At 67.1% G+C, this 13,383-nt stretch carries 13 protein-coding genes and 2 pseudogenes; 8 read left to right on the top strand and 7 right to left on the bottom strand.

Features of this window, described 5'->3' with window-relative positions; all coding sequences use genetic code 11:
• Positions 1-11 precede the first annotated feature (11 nt).
• The gene (locus OV287_RS46825; protein WP_267540567.1) at positions 12-368 is read right to left on the bottom strand and encodes a DUF4398 domain-containing protein; all 357 of its coding nucleotides are present in this window, start codon (positions 366-368) and stop codon (positions 12-14) included.
• Between the two features lie 328 nt (positions 369-696).
• Between OV287_RS46825 and OV287_RS46820 the strand changes: the two genes are divergently transcribed.
• On the top strand, positions 697-1,815 hold the full coding sequence (locus tag OV287_RS46820; protein ID WP_267540566.1) for a TIGR03118 family protein: 1,119 nt from the start codon (positions 697-699) through the stop codon (positions 1,813-1,815).
• 160 nt (positions 1,816-1,975) lie between these two features.
• Positions 1,976-2,935 (top strand): annotated as a pseudogene (locus OV287_RS46815) (endonuclease/exonuclease/phosphatase family protein); the annotation flags it as partial.
• Positions 2,936-3,030: 95 nt separating this feature from the next.
• Here the strand turns inward: OV287_RS46815 and OV287_RS46810 are convergent.
• Complete coding sequence (locus tag OV287_RS46810; protein WP_267540565.1) at positions 3,031-3,306, bottom strand: mersacidin/lichenicidin family type 2 lantibiotic; 276 nt, start codon at positions 3,304-3,306, stop codon at positions 3,031-3,033.
• A gap of 195 nt (positions 3,307-3,501) precedes the next feature.
• Here OV287_RS46810 and OV287_RS46805 point away from each other — a divergent pair, with 195 nt between their 5' ends.
• Together OV287_RS46805 and OV287_RS46800 are read left to right on the top strand one after the other, a co-directional pair.
• Positions 3,502-4,128: a hypothetical protein gene (locus OV287_RS46805; RefSeq protein WP_267540564.1), complete on the top strand. Its 627-nt coding sequence runs from the start codon at positions 3,502-3,504 to the stop codon at positions 4,126-4,128.
• 150 nt (positions 4,129-4,278) lie between these two features.
• On the top strand, positions 4,279-4,698 hold the full coding sequence (locus OV287_RS46800) for a hypothetical protein (protein ID WP_267540563.1): 420 nt from the start codon (positions 4,279-4,281) through the stop codon (positions 4,696-4,698).
• 19 nt (positions 4,699-4,717) lie between these two features.
• On the opposite strand, the gene OV287_RS46795 is transcribed toward OV287_RS46800, so the two are convergent.
• Together OV287_RS46795 and OV287_RS46790 are read right to left on the bottom strand one after the other, a co-directional pair.
• On the bottom strand, positions 4,718-5,527 hold the full coding sequence (locus tag OV287_RS46795; RefSeq protein WP_267540562.1) for an aldo/keto reductase: 810 nt from the start codon (positions 5,525-5,527) through the stop codon (positions 4,718-4,720).
• Positions 5,528-5,570: 43 nt separating this feature from the next.
• Positions 5,571-5,903: a tellurite resistance TerB family protein gene (locus OV287_RS46790; RefSeq protein WP_267540561.1), complete on the bottom strand. Its 333-nt coding sequence runs from the start codon at positions 5,901-5,903 to the stop codon at positions 5,571-5,573.
• 205 nt (positions 5,904-6,108) lie between these two features.
• Between OV287_RS46790 and OV287_RS56845 the strand changes: the two are divergent.
• The 3 genes and pseudogenes from OV287_RS56845 to OV287_RS46780 all read left to right on the top strand — a co-directional run.
• A pseudogene (locus tag OV287_RS56845) lies at positions 6,109-6,729 on the top strand (hypothetical protein); the annotation flags it as partial.
• A 354-nt stretch (positions 6,730-7,083) separates the two neighbouring features.
• Entirely contained in the window at positions 7,084-7,380 is a 297-nt protein-coding gene (locus OV287_RS46785) for a hypothetical protein (RefSeq protein ID WP_267540560.1), read from the top strand.
• Positions 7,381-7,397: 17 nt separating this feature from the next.
• Positions 7,398-8,126 carry a hypothetical protein gene (locus OV287_RS46780; protein WP_267540559.1) on the top strand — a complete coding sequence of 243 codons (729 nt, stop codon included), beginning with the start codon at positions 7,398-7,400 and terminating at the stop codon, positions 8,124-8,126.
• Here the strand turns inward: OV287_RS46780 and OV287_RS46775 are convergent, their stop codons facing one another.
• The 3 genes from OV287_RS46775 to OV287_RS46765 are packed head-to-tail and all read right to left on the bottom strand — an operon-like array spanning position 8,127 to position 10,101.
• Positions 8,127-8,930, bottom strand: coding sequence for an energy transducer TonB (locus OV287_RS46775; protein WP_267540558.1), 804 nt, complete (start codon positions 8,928-8,930; stop codon positions 8,127-8,129). It abuts the gene before it with no gap.
• 16 nt (positions 8,931-8,946) lie between these two features.
• On the bottom strand, positions 8,947-9,381 hold the full coding sequence (locus tag OV287_RS46770; protein ID WP_267540557.1) for an ExbD/TolR family protein: 435 nt from the start codon (positions 9,379-9,381) through the stop codon (positions 8,947-8,949).
• A gap of 3 nt (positions 9,382-9,384) precedes the next feature.
• Positions 9,385-10,101 (bottom strand): MotA/TolQ/ExbB proton channel family protein, encoded by a 717-nt coding sequence (locus OV287_RS46765; protein WP_267540556.1) that lies wholly within the window; start codon positions 10,099-10,101, stop codon positions 9,385-9,387.
• A 480-nt stretch (positions 10,102-10,581) separates the two neighbouring features.
• Between OV287_RS46765 and OV287_RS46760 the strand changes: the two genes are divergently transcribed.
• Entirely contained in the window at positions 10,582-12,840 is a 2,259-nt protein-coding gene (locus OV287_RS46760) for a M4 family metallopeptidase (RefSeq protein ID WP_267540555.1), read from the top strand.
• Positions 12,841-13,383: the final 543 nt, after the last annotated feature.

The raw sequence follows: 13,383 nt of genomic DNA, 5'->3' as shown, positions 1-13,383 counted from the left end.
GCGTGTGGCTGTTACTGCACCGTGCCCTGTTGGAGCTGCTGCACCTGTTGGAGCACCCGGTCCGCCTCGGCCCGTGCCGGCGCCTCATGCGCCAGGGCCAGGGCCAGCTCCGCGTCCGCCTCGGCCCGCTTCAGGAAGAGCGCTGCCTTGTCTCGCTCGTTGCGCTCGAGCAGCTTGCGCGCCTCGCTCGTCTGCTCCCGAGCCCATTGCAGGTGCTGCGCCGCATCCGGCACCGACTCGGCCCCGGCCTCCTCCGCCTGGCGGATGGAGACCTGTGAGTCCACCAGCTGCTCGGTTGGCACCTTCTGCGCTCCCGCGCAGCCAGCCAGTCCCAGCAGCAATCCCGCGCTCACGAGTGCTCTTCGCATCGCTTGTTGCTCCCTTGTACGGGCCGCAGGCGGATTCAGGACCCGCCGCCCCCACGCAGCCGTCAACGACTCCGAGATGTGCACTCGGGAACAGGGCAACAAGCACGGGCCTCCGTGCGCACGCTCGGGCTCCAGGCGTGCGTCCGGGCGCTGCGTTTCAGCAGTGGGTCGATAGACAGTGCGCGACGGCTACGGTCGCCGGGGTGGGTTGTGACTCGAGGTGTGTACCCCCACGTTCCCGTCCAACGAGGCCACTGTCTTGGTGGTCTCGGGAGGGGGGACACATATGAATGCTTCATTCCTTCTGGGCTCCTGGCGGAGCCCTGTCTTGGCCTTGGCGGTTGCCGCATCCCTGGTGCCCACGGTCGGTTTCGCTCACAACTCCTGCAGGCAACCCAATGCCTACGTGCAGCGCAACCTCGTCGCCGACAGGGAGGGGTTCGCGGAGAACGTGGATCCAAACCTGGTCAACGCGTGGGGCATCGCGTTCAACCCGTTTGGCCTCGTCTGGGTCAATGACAATGGGACGGGCGTCTCCACGCTCTACAACGGAGACGGCGTTCGCAACTCTCTCGTCGTGACCGTTCCGCCGCCGGAGGGAGTCGCCGGCCCGGGTCGGCCCACCGGCATCGTCTTCAACGGCACCGGCCAGTTCATCGTCACCCAGGGAGACGCCGCGGCTACCAGCTTCTTCATCTTCGCCACCGAGCAGGGGACGATTACCGCCTGGGCTCCGGCCATCAACCTCACCAACTCCTTCACCGTCGTGGACAACTCCGCCACCGGTGCCATCTACAAGGGCCTTGCTCTCGCGCCCAATGGCACGGGGTTCTTCCTGTACGCGACGGACTTCCACAACGGGAAGATCGACGTCTTCAACAGCTCCTTCGGGCCCGCCACGCTTCCGGGGTCGTTCTCGGATCCCACCCTCCCCGCGGGCTTCGCGCCCTTCGGCATCCAGAACATCAACGGCAACCTCTACGTCACCTACGCGAAGCAGGACCGGGACCGCGAGGATGATGTCACCGGGCATGGGCTGGGCTACGTCAACATCTTCGATGCGAATGGCCGTCTCGTCCGGCGCCTCATCTCGCGCGGCAAGCTGAATGCTCCCTGGGGCCTGGCGTTGGCTCCTGCCAGCTTTGGCAAGTTCGGCAGCAAGCTCCTGGTGGGCAACTTCGGTGATGGCGTCATCAACGTCTATGACCCGCAGACCGGCAACCACGAGGGGCGGCTGGAGCGGCCCGACGGCAAGACGATCAAGATCGACGGCCTGTGGGGATTGGCCTTCGGCAGCGGCGTGGCGAACCAGCCCACCGATACGCTGTTCTTCACCGCGGGCCCGGAAGATGAGACGCATGGCCTGTATGGACGTCTCGATGCGGTGCGCATCCCTTGCGGCGGGTCCCTTGCTCCGGAGCCCGCGCTGGCTCCCGAGTCCGAATGAGGTGTCCTCTCGGCTGAAAGGACGCGCGTAGCGCGCCGCGGCATGGGAAGGGACCGCTGGAAACCCTTGCGGTCCCTATCAAATAAACCGGCCTGTCGCTTGCCCGGCAGGCCGCTTTGTCTTTCCATCACGGCCCTCTCCCGCGGACTGGATGGAACCCATGCACCAGCGCATCCCCCCCTCGAAGAAGGCCCGCTTCGGGTCCAAGTTGCTGCTCTCGCTGTTCTCCCTCGCGCTCTCCGCGTGCGGTGCTGGCACGGAGGTCGAGCCCCCGCAGGAGTCTCCGCAAGTCGAGGCCGAGCCGGGAACTGAGGCGAATCCCAGCGACGCTCTGCTTGCCACTGCGCGGGTGCGGCTGATGGCCGCCAACATCTCCAGCGGCAACTACCAGAGCTACGACCCGGGCCATGGCACCCGCATCTTCCAGGGCACGAAGCCAGACGTGGTGATGATTCAGGAGTTCAACTACGGCGACAACTCGGCGAGTGCCATCCGGAGCTTCGTCAACACCGCCTTCGGCTCCAGCTTCTATTACTACCGCGAGGCCGGAGCGCAGATCCCCAATGGCATCATCAGCCGTTATCCCATCGTCGCCTCGGGCGAGTGGGATGACACGCAGGTGACCAACCGCGACTTCTCCTGGGCGCGCATCGACATTCCCGGCCCCAAGGACCTCTGGGTGGTGAGCGTGCATCTGCTCACCACCAGCAGCAGCGTCCGCAACACGGAGGCGACCAACCTGGTCAACCTCATCAAGGCCAATGTTCCCGCGGGTGACTTCCTGGCCATCGGCGGTGACCTCAACACGGACAGCCGCTCCGAGAGCTGCATCAGCACCTTCGCCCAGGTGGTGACCACCGGCAGCCCGTACCCGGCGGACAAGAACGGTAACACCAACACCAACGCCTCCCGCGCCAAGCCGTATGACCACCTGCTGGTGGACTCGGACCTGCGCGCCTACCAGACGTCCACCGTCATCGGCTCCAGCACGTTCAGCTCGGGCCTCGTGGTGGATACGCGCGTGTACTCGCCGCTCTCGGACATCTCCCCCGCGCTGTCGGCGGACAGCGGCGCCACCAACATGCAGCACATGGCCGTCATCAAGGACTTCCTCGTCCCGCTGTAGCGCGGGGCCTCATGTGCAGCCAGGGAGTCCAGGCGGGCCGTCCACATCAGAGTGGGCGGCCCGCTGTGTTTTGGGCGATGGGGTGATCGCTAGAAGCGCACCGCCGCTACCTGCGGGTTGATGCGGATGTCCACGTCCTGGAAGGGGCAGAACAGCGAGGGGCAGGCGTCGACCGCGCTGAACCTGATGATGCGGATGCGCGCGATGTCCAGGACACCGCCGCCGCCGACTGCCTCTCCCAAGGTTGCGTCATCGAGCTCCGCCACGCCGGATGGATGCTCTGGCAACTCCGTCCGCTGTTCGGGCGACAGACTCGCCCGGTACGCCGGGTCCTTCCAGGCCCGGACGATGCTCTCCTTGTTCATGTCGTATGTCCTCCGGCTGGGCCGCGCTCACACGGCCATCCAGATGGAGGACTCGCGCGCTCCCCGTGATGGAGGAGGGCTTCTGGCCCGGCCGTGACGCAGGAGGCCGGGCTCTCTCCACGGCTGTCACGCCGATATGCCTTTTTGCAGCGTGCGTTTCTTGGATTGTCACAACCAAGTACTTGGAGGGCTGCCATGTCGCGTCTGCTGCTGCTGTCGGGTCTCATCCTCCTGGGGGTCGGGTGTGCGGGTTCCCATGCCAACTCCCGTGTTGGCGAGCCGGCGTACTCTCTGGGTCACCCGGACGGAGAACCCCTGCTGGTGCAGGGCCAGTACATCACCGGTCCCGCGTCCTCCCTCGTCATCGCTGAGGACTCCATGCGAGGCCGCTTCCGCGACCAGCCGGTGTCCCTGACGTGGACCTGGCAGGAGGTCACCGGCGCGGTGGCCGAGCACGAGACGCGGCTGGAGCTGGCCGAGGGTGATGACACCCGAATCTGGGGCAGCTTCGGTGGCATTCCAGTGGACCTCACCCTGGACAAGGAGTGGCTCTATGGCAACGTGGGTGGTTGCGGCTACGCCCTGCAGCGCAACGAGGACGGCTTCGTAGGCCAGTGGAGCTGTGGCGGGCCGTTGGAAGAGGACCTCCGGGTGGCCTTCCCCTCGCCCCTGCTGGAGCGCTCGCTTGGCGAGAGGGCGTCCATGATGACGCTGATGCTGGTCAACTTCACCAAGACCTACTCGCCTTCTGTCTCGCTTGCCCGCTTCATCCGGCCGCGCAATGCCACCGTGGGTGATAAGACCGTGAACGTTCAGCCGTGAGCGTGGTTGCTCCCCTGTCGGCCAGCCCACGTTCTGCCCGCCCGCGTCATGAGAAAGCCCGGCGGTGGGGCGGGGTCTCGGCTGGTACGATGCGGAGTTCCTGGCGGGGCTGTTGCTCCGCCTCACACTCCGGCATCGGACAGGGAGAACATGGTCGACTTCCGCAACTTCATCGGACGTGGCACCGGGGCGGGCTCGAAGCTGAACGTCTTCGCGCAGGTGGTCTTCTTCGTGAACGTGGGCAGCGGTGAGTTCATCGATCTCGGAGCCACCCAGGCGGCCTTCAAGGGGAAGATCGACACGGTCTTCTACAAGGGAGAGTTCTCGCTCACGCTGAAGCTGCTCGAGGATGGCAAGGCCGAGGTCACCCTCAACGGCGCCCGGGCCTCCCAGGCCACGTACACGGCCAGCGGCAACAAGCTGACCATCGATGCGAAGCTCGGCTCTCGCTCGCAGGTCATCACCTTCGAGCCGGGCGGCAAGGGCAACGTGGAGACGTTCCTGGGCGTGACGGGCACGCAGAACATCAACGTGCACCTGGCGCCCGCCGAGAAGCCCGCGGTGGCCTGAGCCTCGCGTCCGCGACGCCTCAGCCGTGGACGACCTGGCCGAAGCGCCGCATCCACTCCAGCTCCTCGGAGGAGAGCGGGCCCCGCTCCAGCGAGGCGAGGTTCTCGTCGAGCTGTGCGCGGCTCGCGGGGCCGGTGAGCACCACGTCCACGTGGGGGTTGGAGAGGCAGAAGCGGTAGCAGTCGCCCGCGGTGGGCACGGGGCCGTCCCAGCCCCGAGGGCGCTTGAGCAGGCGGCGCCAGTCCGTGGCGGTGTAGGCCACGAGCGCGGGTTTGCGCTTCGCCAGGTGCGGGAAGATGTCGCGCTCGGCGCCTGGGTGCGCCGCGTTGTAGCGAATCATCAACGCATCCAGTGGTGAGTCCTCGGCGAGCTTCCCGGCGCGGGGGCGGTCGTGGATGGAGACGCCGAGGGCGCGCACCTTGCCCTCCTCCTTGAGCTTCACCAGCTCCTCGACGGTGCCCTCGGTCCACGCGCTCATCCGGCTCAGCCAGTAGAGCTGGTAGAGGTCCAGGTAGTCGGTGCCGAGCACCTTGAGCGCGCGCTCGGCGCCCCGGCGCACCTGGCCGGGGAACCATCCGAAGGTGGGGCCGGCGGAGAGGACGAAGCGCTCGCGGTCCCGCTTGAGGGCCTCGCGCAGCACGCGGGTGAAGCGGCCCTGGCGCGGGGTCCAGAAGATGTAATTCAGCCCTCGCTCCAGCGCGGCGCTCAAGCCGGCCTCGTCGATGCCGTAGTTGCCGGCAAGGCCCAGGCGATGCACTCGCTTGCCGAAGGCGGGGACGTAGCGGTGGGTGAAGTCCTGCGAGGAGGTGGCCTGCGCGCTGGCGCTCATGGGGGCTCCCGGGTGGAGGCCCCTAGCGTACTCCTGGAATGCCCTAGGGCGTCACGCCCAGCCGGGAGGTGATGCGCTCGAGCATGGACTTCTCCCCCTCGGCGAGCTTGCCGTCGGAGACGCACAAGGCCCGTGCGGCTTCCAGCACTTCGTCCGGGCGGGTGCGCAGCACGTCCAGGTCGGGCTCGGGCATGGTGCCGCCGATCTCCAGCCGGTCCATCAGCGCGTGCAGCTCGGCCTCGGGAACGCTCCAGCTCCGGCCCAGTCCCAGGACGACCATGCGCTCGGCCTTGGTGATCTCCCGGTCCACCCAGGCGACCTGGAGCAGCAGCTTGATGACCTCGATGTTGAAGCGATCCTCGGCGGAGAGCGTCATCCGGATTCCTCGGCGGTAGGTAGGGCGACTCTACACCGGGGATTGGAGCGTCGAGGGAGGCGGGCGCACGGGCGTCCAGGTGTGGACGGCTCACGCATCTACCTCCCGTGTCCTTCAGGGTTCCACGTCCGTCCTTCATCATTGCTTCGTGCTGCTCACCAGACACCCGGCGCACGGTCCTCGATCAGGAAGGAGGAAGGGACTCATGCCCCTTGCAACCTCTTGTCATCCCAGCAGGTGGCGCCTCCATGTGTTGAGCGGGCTCGCGCTCCTGTTGTTGCTCGCGGGATGTGCCGCGACGCCATCCCTGGGTGGAACTCAGTGGTACGGGCGGAACGGTCTGCTCACAGGTGGGGATTTCCCCGCGACGGCGGGAGCCGGGCAACAGGCTGTCGAAGTCGACTTCGAGGTACCCACGCCCCAGCAGTCCGAGGAACTGCACCAGCGCGGCGTCGAATTGCCCCGGGTCTCTCATCTGGGAGAGCCACGAGCGCATCGGGATTTCATCGACCTGCGAGTGACCGCCGTGGGCTTTGGGCTCACCGAGGGAGGGTACCTTCTCTACTGCGAGGGGGTTCTGCTGCCCGTGCTCGTCCCGGAGTCCCATGTCGACTTCGGGCTTACGAGCGTGGAACCGTTGAATGCATCCATCTATCCCGACCGGGACGCGGCCCTGGCGGACATGGCAGCCCGTGCCGCCAGGTCAGAACGCGCGAGGTACGCCTGGTATCGAGGATCGGGAGGGGCGCTCATCGTGCCCACCGTCTTCTCGCCGGCCACTACCCCTCGCATCGCCCGGACGATGCTCGAGGTGCGGCGGCACCTGGCGGAAACGGTCCAGCGTGAGCTGAGGGTGCTGTTGTTGACCCTGTCAGGGACGAAGGTTCTGCAGGGAGTCTTCTCTCGCGTGGTGCGGGTGGGCTCGGAGCCAGCTCTCCGTCCGCTTGTCCGGAAGGAGGGATTCGGGGGCGAAGCTCCGGCGCCGCGACAGCCGGTGTCGCGAGCCGCCCCACCCGTTTCAGAACCCGCGCCAGCGCCAGCGGCGTCTGCTCCCGCGCCAGGCTCACCTATGCCATCGCCGCGTCTGGTTCAGGCACTCACAGGCACCAACCCGACACCACCAGTGGCCGCTGGCCCGCGCCTTCCTCAAGATGTCGCGGTCAACCCGAATGTGCCCAGAATGCGGCGTGTAGACCGGCCCATCAGCTCCAGTCCGAGTCAGAACGCACAGCTCCAGGCGGACATCCAATATCTGCGGGGCATCGGCGCCGAGAACATTCGGGTAAACCAGCAGCAGGTCGTCTGGCGCGATAGTCAGCGCGTGGGAACCAATCGACCGGACCTGCAGTTCGACTATAAGGGGCGCCGCTACCATGTGGAGTACGACACGCCCAACTCGGGCCGTGGTCCTGGCCACCAGTCGCGCATCACGTCCAACGACTCGGACGCGGAGATCATCCTGCTGATCGTGCCCTGACGGGCGAGGCTCACCCGATGACCGAGAACTTGAAGGGACTGCTCCTGGATGACCGCTGGGCGCCTGTCACTTCGGAGATGGGATTCCTGGAGGCCGATGCGGAGCACACTGCCCATGCCTTCGCGGCGTGGCAGGGCGGGCTGTTTGTGTCACGTGGCATCTCGGTCGAGGTGCGCCCTGTGCCCGGCCCTCTGGAGCAGGCCCTTTCCGCTCTGCTGCCCCTGACCGATGCAGAGAGACGGCGGTATCTCTTCATGCCAACGCGCAGTTCCTGGACGGCATACGTCGACAACGGGTGGAGGGGCACCGATGTGTTCGGCCCCGTGTCCTATATGGCCGAGACGTTGGGCTGCCGGGGCCTGCGAGTGGTCGCCGTGCCCAACACCATCCAGAAGGACAAAGGCCGCTTTGGGGCCGTGATGCTCGAGATGTACGGCCCACGCCGGACGGCCTGGCTCAACTACGTGCGCGCCCTGGGCGTATCCAATGACGGGGGCCGCTGGGTCTTCGACCAATCCGGTGAGCCCTTCCCCTTCGAGAAACTGGAGCACTATCAGGCGCGCCGGGTGCGGGACCGGTTCACCTTCGACATGCTCAAGGAGTACCTGCACCACCTGGGACTGTCCCCCTTCGAGGAGGACTTCTACCTACCAGATGGTGCACCCGCATGGATGGTGGAGAGGAAGGGCCCCGTCCTCCCCAACCACAAGGAGTACACCCTGGCCGAGGCCCGGGCGGACTTCTGATCAATCCAGCACGAACGTGTACGAGTACTTCATCTCCGTGGAGACGGCCTCACCGTTCTTGATGGCCGGCTTGAAGCGGAAGCGCAGCAGGGCGGTGCGGGCTGCCTCGTCGAGCCCATAGCCGAGTCCCTTCACGATGACGGCCTTCACCACGCGGCCCTCATTGTCGATGGTGATGGAGAGCGTCACCGTGCCCTCGATGCCCGCGCGCCGGGCCTCGTCGGGATAGGGAATCTTCACCTCGGAGGCCACGCGGGGCTCGGAGTCCACCTGGTACACCGGCACGTACTTGGGCGCCGAGTAGGCTTTCACGTCCTTGGGGTCCACGGCCTTGTCCCCCGTCTTGCCATAGACGGTGTTGCCCACCGGCGCGGAGAAGCCGCCCGCGCTCGTAGTGGAGGACATGGAGATGCCCACCACCAGCGGCACCGGCTTGGAGGGCTGCTCGGGCGGAGGCGCGTCGTTGGGCGGCGGAGGGGCCGCGTCCGGCGGTGGGGGAGGGGGCGGCTTCTCGGCCTGGGCCACCTTCACCGGCGGCGGCTTGGGCGCCACCTTCGGCTTGGGCGGGGGCGGCTTGGGCTCCTCCTGGGGCGGGGGCGGCGGAGGAGGCGGCGGCTTCGCCACCTCCACCATCACCAGCTCCACCGGGCGCTGCACCGGAGTCAGCGTGCGCTCCTGCATCCGTGACAGCAGGAAGAAGCCCCCGCCGTGCACCCCGAGGGACACCAGCAGGAAGATCAGTACCGCCCGCGACGAGTTGTCGCGGCGGATGGAGACGGGAGGATGGAGCGCGGCCTGGCTCATGGCCTTGTGACACCCCTCAGGGCGCCGCGGGTGCAGCCGCGGGCGCCACGTCCTTCTCGATGTTGAGCGCGAACTTCGCGATGCCCTGGCCCTTCACCACGTCGATGAGCCGCATCACTCGTCCGTACGGCAGGCTCTGGTCCGCGCTGATGATGGCGCGCGTCTCCTTGTCCTTCGCCAGCGACTCGGTCACCTTGCGCCGCAGCTCGTCCTCGCTCACCTCCGCGCCGTCGAAGAAGAGCTTGCCCTGCTTGTCCAGCACCACGTTGACGAGCCCTTGCACCGTCTCGCCGCCGTTGGCGGCCCTGGGCAGGTCCACCTCCACCGTCTCGCGGACGATGAAGTTGGCCGTCACCATGAAGATGATGAGCAGCACCAGCACCACGTCCACCAGCGGCGTGACGTTGATGCCGGTGATCTCCTCGTCGTTGTCCTGTGCGCCGCCGGCCATGACCTAGCGAGCCTCCGCGGAGGCCACGGCGTGCGGAGTGCTGGCGCCGCGCTGGGCGCGCAGGCTGCCCACCAGCGCGTGGCCCAGGGCGTTGGTGCGCGAGGTGATCGTCTTGAGCTGACGGTTGAAGACGTTGAAGGCCACCACCGCGGGGATGGCCACCGCCAGGCCCACCGCCGTGGCCACCAGTGCCTCGGAGATGCCCGACATCACCGTCTGCTGCATGGAGGCGCCCTTGGCGTTCATCTGGCCCAGGTCGTTGAAGGCCTTGATGATGCCGAGCACCGTGCCGAACAGGCCGATGAAGGGGGCGTTGTTGCCCAGCGTGCCCAGGAAGGACAGGTAGCGCTCGTACTGGGGACGCTCGCGCGCCACCGTCGAGGCGATGACCTGCTCCACCGTGTCCGCGCCCTGCTCCACCGAGGCCAGGGCCTCGCGCAGCACCGCGGCCTCCATGCCCTTGTGCTTGGCCACCGCCGTGCGCACCGCCTCCAGCTCACCCCGGGCCAGCCGCACCGCCAGCTCCTCGGAGTTCGGCAGCCGGTGCGTGGCGAAGTACACCGCCCGCTCCAGCATCAGCGCGATGGAGAGCACCGAGAGAACGACCAGCACCCAGAGCACCCACTCGGCGCTGGTGAGCGTCACGCCGAGCAGCTTGCGGCTGAGCCAACCTAGCTGCTCGTTGTGGCCCATCTGGGCCAGGAGAACGAAGGACGTCATGGGAACCTGTGATGGCGGAAGGGGGGTGAAGCGACGCTTCCAATTCTTCCGCATCGCGTCGAAAGTCAAATGAATCAGCCACCTTGGCCCTTGCCGCCTCGGCTGCCATGGGGCTGTTGCATGCCTGCTTGTAGAGTCGCCCGGGAATCAACTAGACAGTCGAATGTTGGGAGGGCGAAGAAAGTCTCACCCCCTGGGGAGGCCTGGGTCAGACAGGACTTCTTGGCCCCCTAAGTGTCCGAAACCAGGGCAGTCTGTTGACTAGTTGGATCGTCAATTATTTCGCGCCCTTGGCCCGTCGTGTGTCAACGCGAGTTACAAAGTGGCGCATGGACATGGGACATCCATGCTCCAGTGCATCCTCTCGGGAAATGAGCGTGAGACGGGAAGTACGAGGTTTAAGGGATCGGCACGACTCCTGCTGAAAGCGGGACCGGCTGCGGTGGCATCTCCGCCATCGGCCAGCAGGAGGTCCCCCCTTTGGTTCGTAATCGGATTCTGGCTGCACTCTTCGCGCTGCCCCTGGCGGCTTGCGCGGTTGAGGACTCGAGCGAGGCGCTGACGGAGAACACCGACGGCGTTGGCTCCCTCTCCTCGGCGGACGTGAAGTCCGCGCTGAGCGCCATTCCCGGCGCGCTGGTACTCGGCAAGCACGAGGACGGCGTGGTGCCCTACTTCGTGCGCGGTGACTTCGGCTCGGCGGGCCAGTCCCTGCGGGGCCTCGCTGCCCGCGATGCGAGCGCCCGGGTGGGTGACGCGCTCCACCGCATCGCCCCCGTCTTCCGCCTCCAGCCCAACGATCTGGTGGTGAAGCGTATCTCCGTGGATGAGCAGGGCCACAGCCACATCCGCTATGCCCAGACGAAGAACGGGCTGGAGGTGGTGGGTGGTGAGCTCGTCGTGCACGTGGACCAGGACGGCAGCATCTACGCCGCCAACGGCTCGGCCCGCGACGGTGAGGCTGCTCCCGCGCTGGCGCGCGTCTCCGATGAGGCCGCCCGCGCCGCTGCCCTGGAGAACACGCTGGGCCGCCGCCTCGCCACCGAGGGCGAGGCCCGCCTGGTGTACATCCGCTCCGAGAAGGACAGCCGCCTGAAGCTGGCCTACCACGTGGTGGTGACGGGCGAGGGCACGGACCTGCCCATCCGTGACAACGTCTACGTGAACGCGCTGACCGGCCAGGTCGAGGCCACGCACTCGGAGATCCACTCCGCGAAGAACCGCGCGGTGTACTCGGCCAACAACGGCACCTCGCTGCCCGGTACCCTCAAGCGCTCCGAGGGTGGCGCGGCCACTGGTGACACCCATGTGGACGAGAACTACAACCACCTGGGCACCACCTACGACTGCTACAGCGTGAACTTCGGCCGTGACTCGTACAACGGCGCGGGCGCGCAGCTGCGCAGCACGGTGCACTACAGCACCAGCTACACCAACGCCTTCTGGAACGGCACCCAGATGGTGTACGGCGACAGCAACGGCGTGGACGCCGCGCCGCTGGGCAAGTCGCTGGACGTGACGGTGCACGAGCTGACGCACGCGGTGACCAGCTCCGAGTCCAACCTCACCTACGCCAACGAGTCCGGCGCTCTCAATGAGGGCCTGAGCGACATCTTCGGCGCCTACTGCGAGTCGTGGAGCCGCGGCTGGACGGTGGACGCGGCGGTGTGGATGGTGGGCGACGACGTGTGGACGCCGGCCACCCCGGGTGACGCGCTCCGCTACATGGCCAACCCGACGCAGGATGGCTCGTCGAAGGACTACTACCCCACCCGCTACACGGGCAGCTCCGACAACGGCGGCGTGCACTGGAACTCGGGTATCGCCAACCTGGCCTTCGTGCTGCTGACCCAGGGCGGCACGCACCCGCGCGCCGTGACCACCACGAACGTCACGGGCATTGGCATCCAGAAGGCCGGTGCCGTCTTCTACAAGGCCAACGTGGACTACATGACGGCCTCCACCACCTTCGCCCAGGCGAAGACGTACACGGAGCAGGCCGCGACGGCGCTCGGCTACACCACGGCGGAAGTCGCGTCCGTGTCGGACGCCTGGACGGCCGTGGGCGTGGGCGGTGGCACCACCCCGCCGCCGACCTGCACCACGCCTGTCGCGCTCTCCAACGGCGTGACGGTCACGGGTATCTCCGCGTCGGCCAGCTCCTGGAGCTGCACCTACACGCTGGCGGTGCCCGCGGGCTCCACCAACCTGGCGTTCAACCTGAGCGGTGGCACGGGTGACGGCGACATGTACGTGAAGTTCGGCTCCGAGCCGACCAGCTCCTCGTACGACTGCCGTCCGTACCTGGGTGGCAACGCGGAGACCTGCACCTTCGCCGCTCCGAGCGCCGGTACGTACTACGTGAAGATCTACGGCTACTCGGCCGCCTCGGGCATGAGCCTCAATGGTTCGTACACGGCCGGCTCCGGCGGTGGCGGCCCGGTGACCGAGACGGCCAGCGGCTCGGTGACCGCGGGTGAGAACGACTACTTCGGCGGGTTCAGCGTGGTGCCCGGTACGCAGTTCAAGGTGGTGATGACGGGCTCGGGTGACCCGGACCTCTATGTCCGCTTCGGCGCCCAGCCGACCACCACCACCTACAACTGCCGTCCGTACCTCTCCGGCGCCTCGGAGACGTGCGACGTGGCGGTGCCCGCGGGCCAGAGCAGCGCGTACATCCTGGTGCGCGGCTACACCGCGGGTAGCTACAACCTGACCATCAACTACACCAAGCCGTAGTCGCCGGTGAGAAGGATGGGTTGTTGAGCGGGCGGCTCCCCATGAGGGGGGCCGCCCGCTGTGTTTTTGGGGGTGCCCGGCATGGGCCTCGGCCGGAGGTGGATGCCCTCGCGGGAGCACGACCCCTCTGGCTGGTGGAGGCAGGTCCGCCCGCGAGGTCCTACAGCGGTCGGTGATAGGCCTGAGCGCCTCAAGGAAGTGGCCGGATGTTCCCTCTCCCTTCGGGAGAGGGTCAGGGTGAGGGTGTCAGGACCCGTTCTTCAACCCGTGACCCTCAGTGTGGGCAAGGGGGTTCAACCCGGGTTCACCCGAAACCCTCACCCCGTCCCTCTCCCAGGGGGAGAGGGGAAATGGCCGCAGGGGAAATGGCCGCAGGGGAAATGGCCGCAGGGAAATGGCCGCAGGGGAAACGACTGCGGGGAAGGTGTTCGTGTCCCAGGGTTGCTTCTTCGCAGACCTGGCTGGAAGGGATTGATGCGTGGCGCCCGGTGGGTGGGCCGGAAACGAGACCGCCGGCCACGTCCTGGCTCGCTCTCGTGACGA

Source organism: Archangium lansingense, assembly GCF_026626635.1.
In the GTDB taxonomy this organism is placed as follows: domain Bacteria; phylum Myxococcota; class Myxococcia; order Myxococcales; family Myxococcaceae; genus Archangium; species Archangium lansingense.
This window is presented reverse-complemented; position numbering and strand designations above follow the sequence as displayed.

What these genes read in the sequence shown, in the direction of transcription:
- OV287_RS46810 (WP_267540565.1), bottom strand. Translation starts at nt 3,306, where the DNA reads ATGAACAAGGAGAGCATCGTCCGGGCCTGGAAGGACCCGGCGTACCGG.
- OV287_RS46780 (WP_267540559.1), top strand. Translation starts at nt 7,398, where the DNA reads ATGACCGAGAACTTGAAGGGACTGCTCCTGGATGACCGCTGGGCGCCT.
- OV287_RS46795 (WP_267540562.1), bottom strand. Translation starts at nt 5,527, where the DNA reads ATGAGCGCCAGCGCGCAGGCCACCTCCTCGCAGGACTTCACCCACCGC.
- OV287_RS46790 (WP_267540561.1), bottom strand. Translation starts at nt 5,903, where the DNA reads ATGACGCTCTCCGCCGAGGATCGCTTCAACATCGAGGTCATCAAGCTG.
- OV287_RS46765 (WP_267540556.1), bottom strand. Translation starts at nt 10,101, where the DNA reads ATGACGTCCTTCGTTCTCCTGGCCCAGATGGGCCACAACGAGCAGCTA.
- OV287_RS46770 (WP_267540557.1), bottom strand. Translation starts at nt 9,381, where the DNA reads ATGGCCGGCGGCGCACAGGACAACGACGAGGAGATCACCGGCATCAAC.
- OV287_RS46805 (WP_267540564.1), top strand. Translation starts at nt 3,502, where the DNA reads ATGTCGCGTCTGCTGCTGCTGTCGGGTCTCATCCTCCTGGGGGTCGGG.
- OV287_RS46825 (WP_267540567.1), bottom strand. Translation starts at nt 368, where the DNA reads ATGCGAAGAGCACTCGTGAGCGCGGGATTGCTGCTGGGACTGGCTGGC.
- OV287_RS46800 (WP_267540563.1), top strand. Translation starts at nt 4,279, where the DNA reads ATGGTCGACTTCCGCAACTTCATCGGACGTGGCACCGGGGCGGGCTCG.
- OV287_RS46775 (WP_267540558.1), bottom strand. Translation starts at nt 8,930, where the DNA reads ATGAGCCAGGCCGCGCTCCATCCTCCCGTCTCCATCCGCCGCGACAAC.
- OV287_RS46785 (WP_267540560.1), top strand. Translation starts at nt 7,084, where the DNA reads ATGCGGCGTGTAGACCGGCCCATCAGCTCCAGTCCGAGTCAGAACGCA.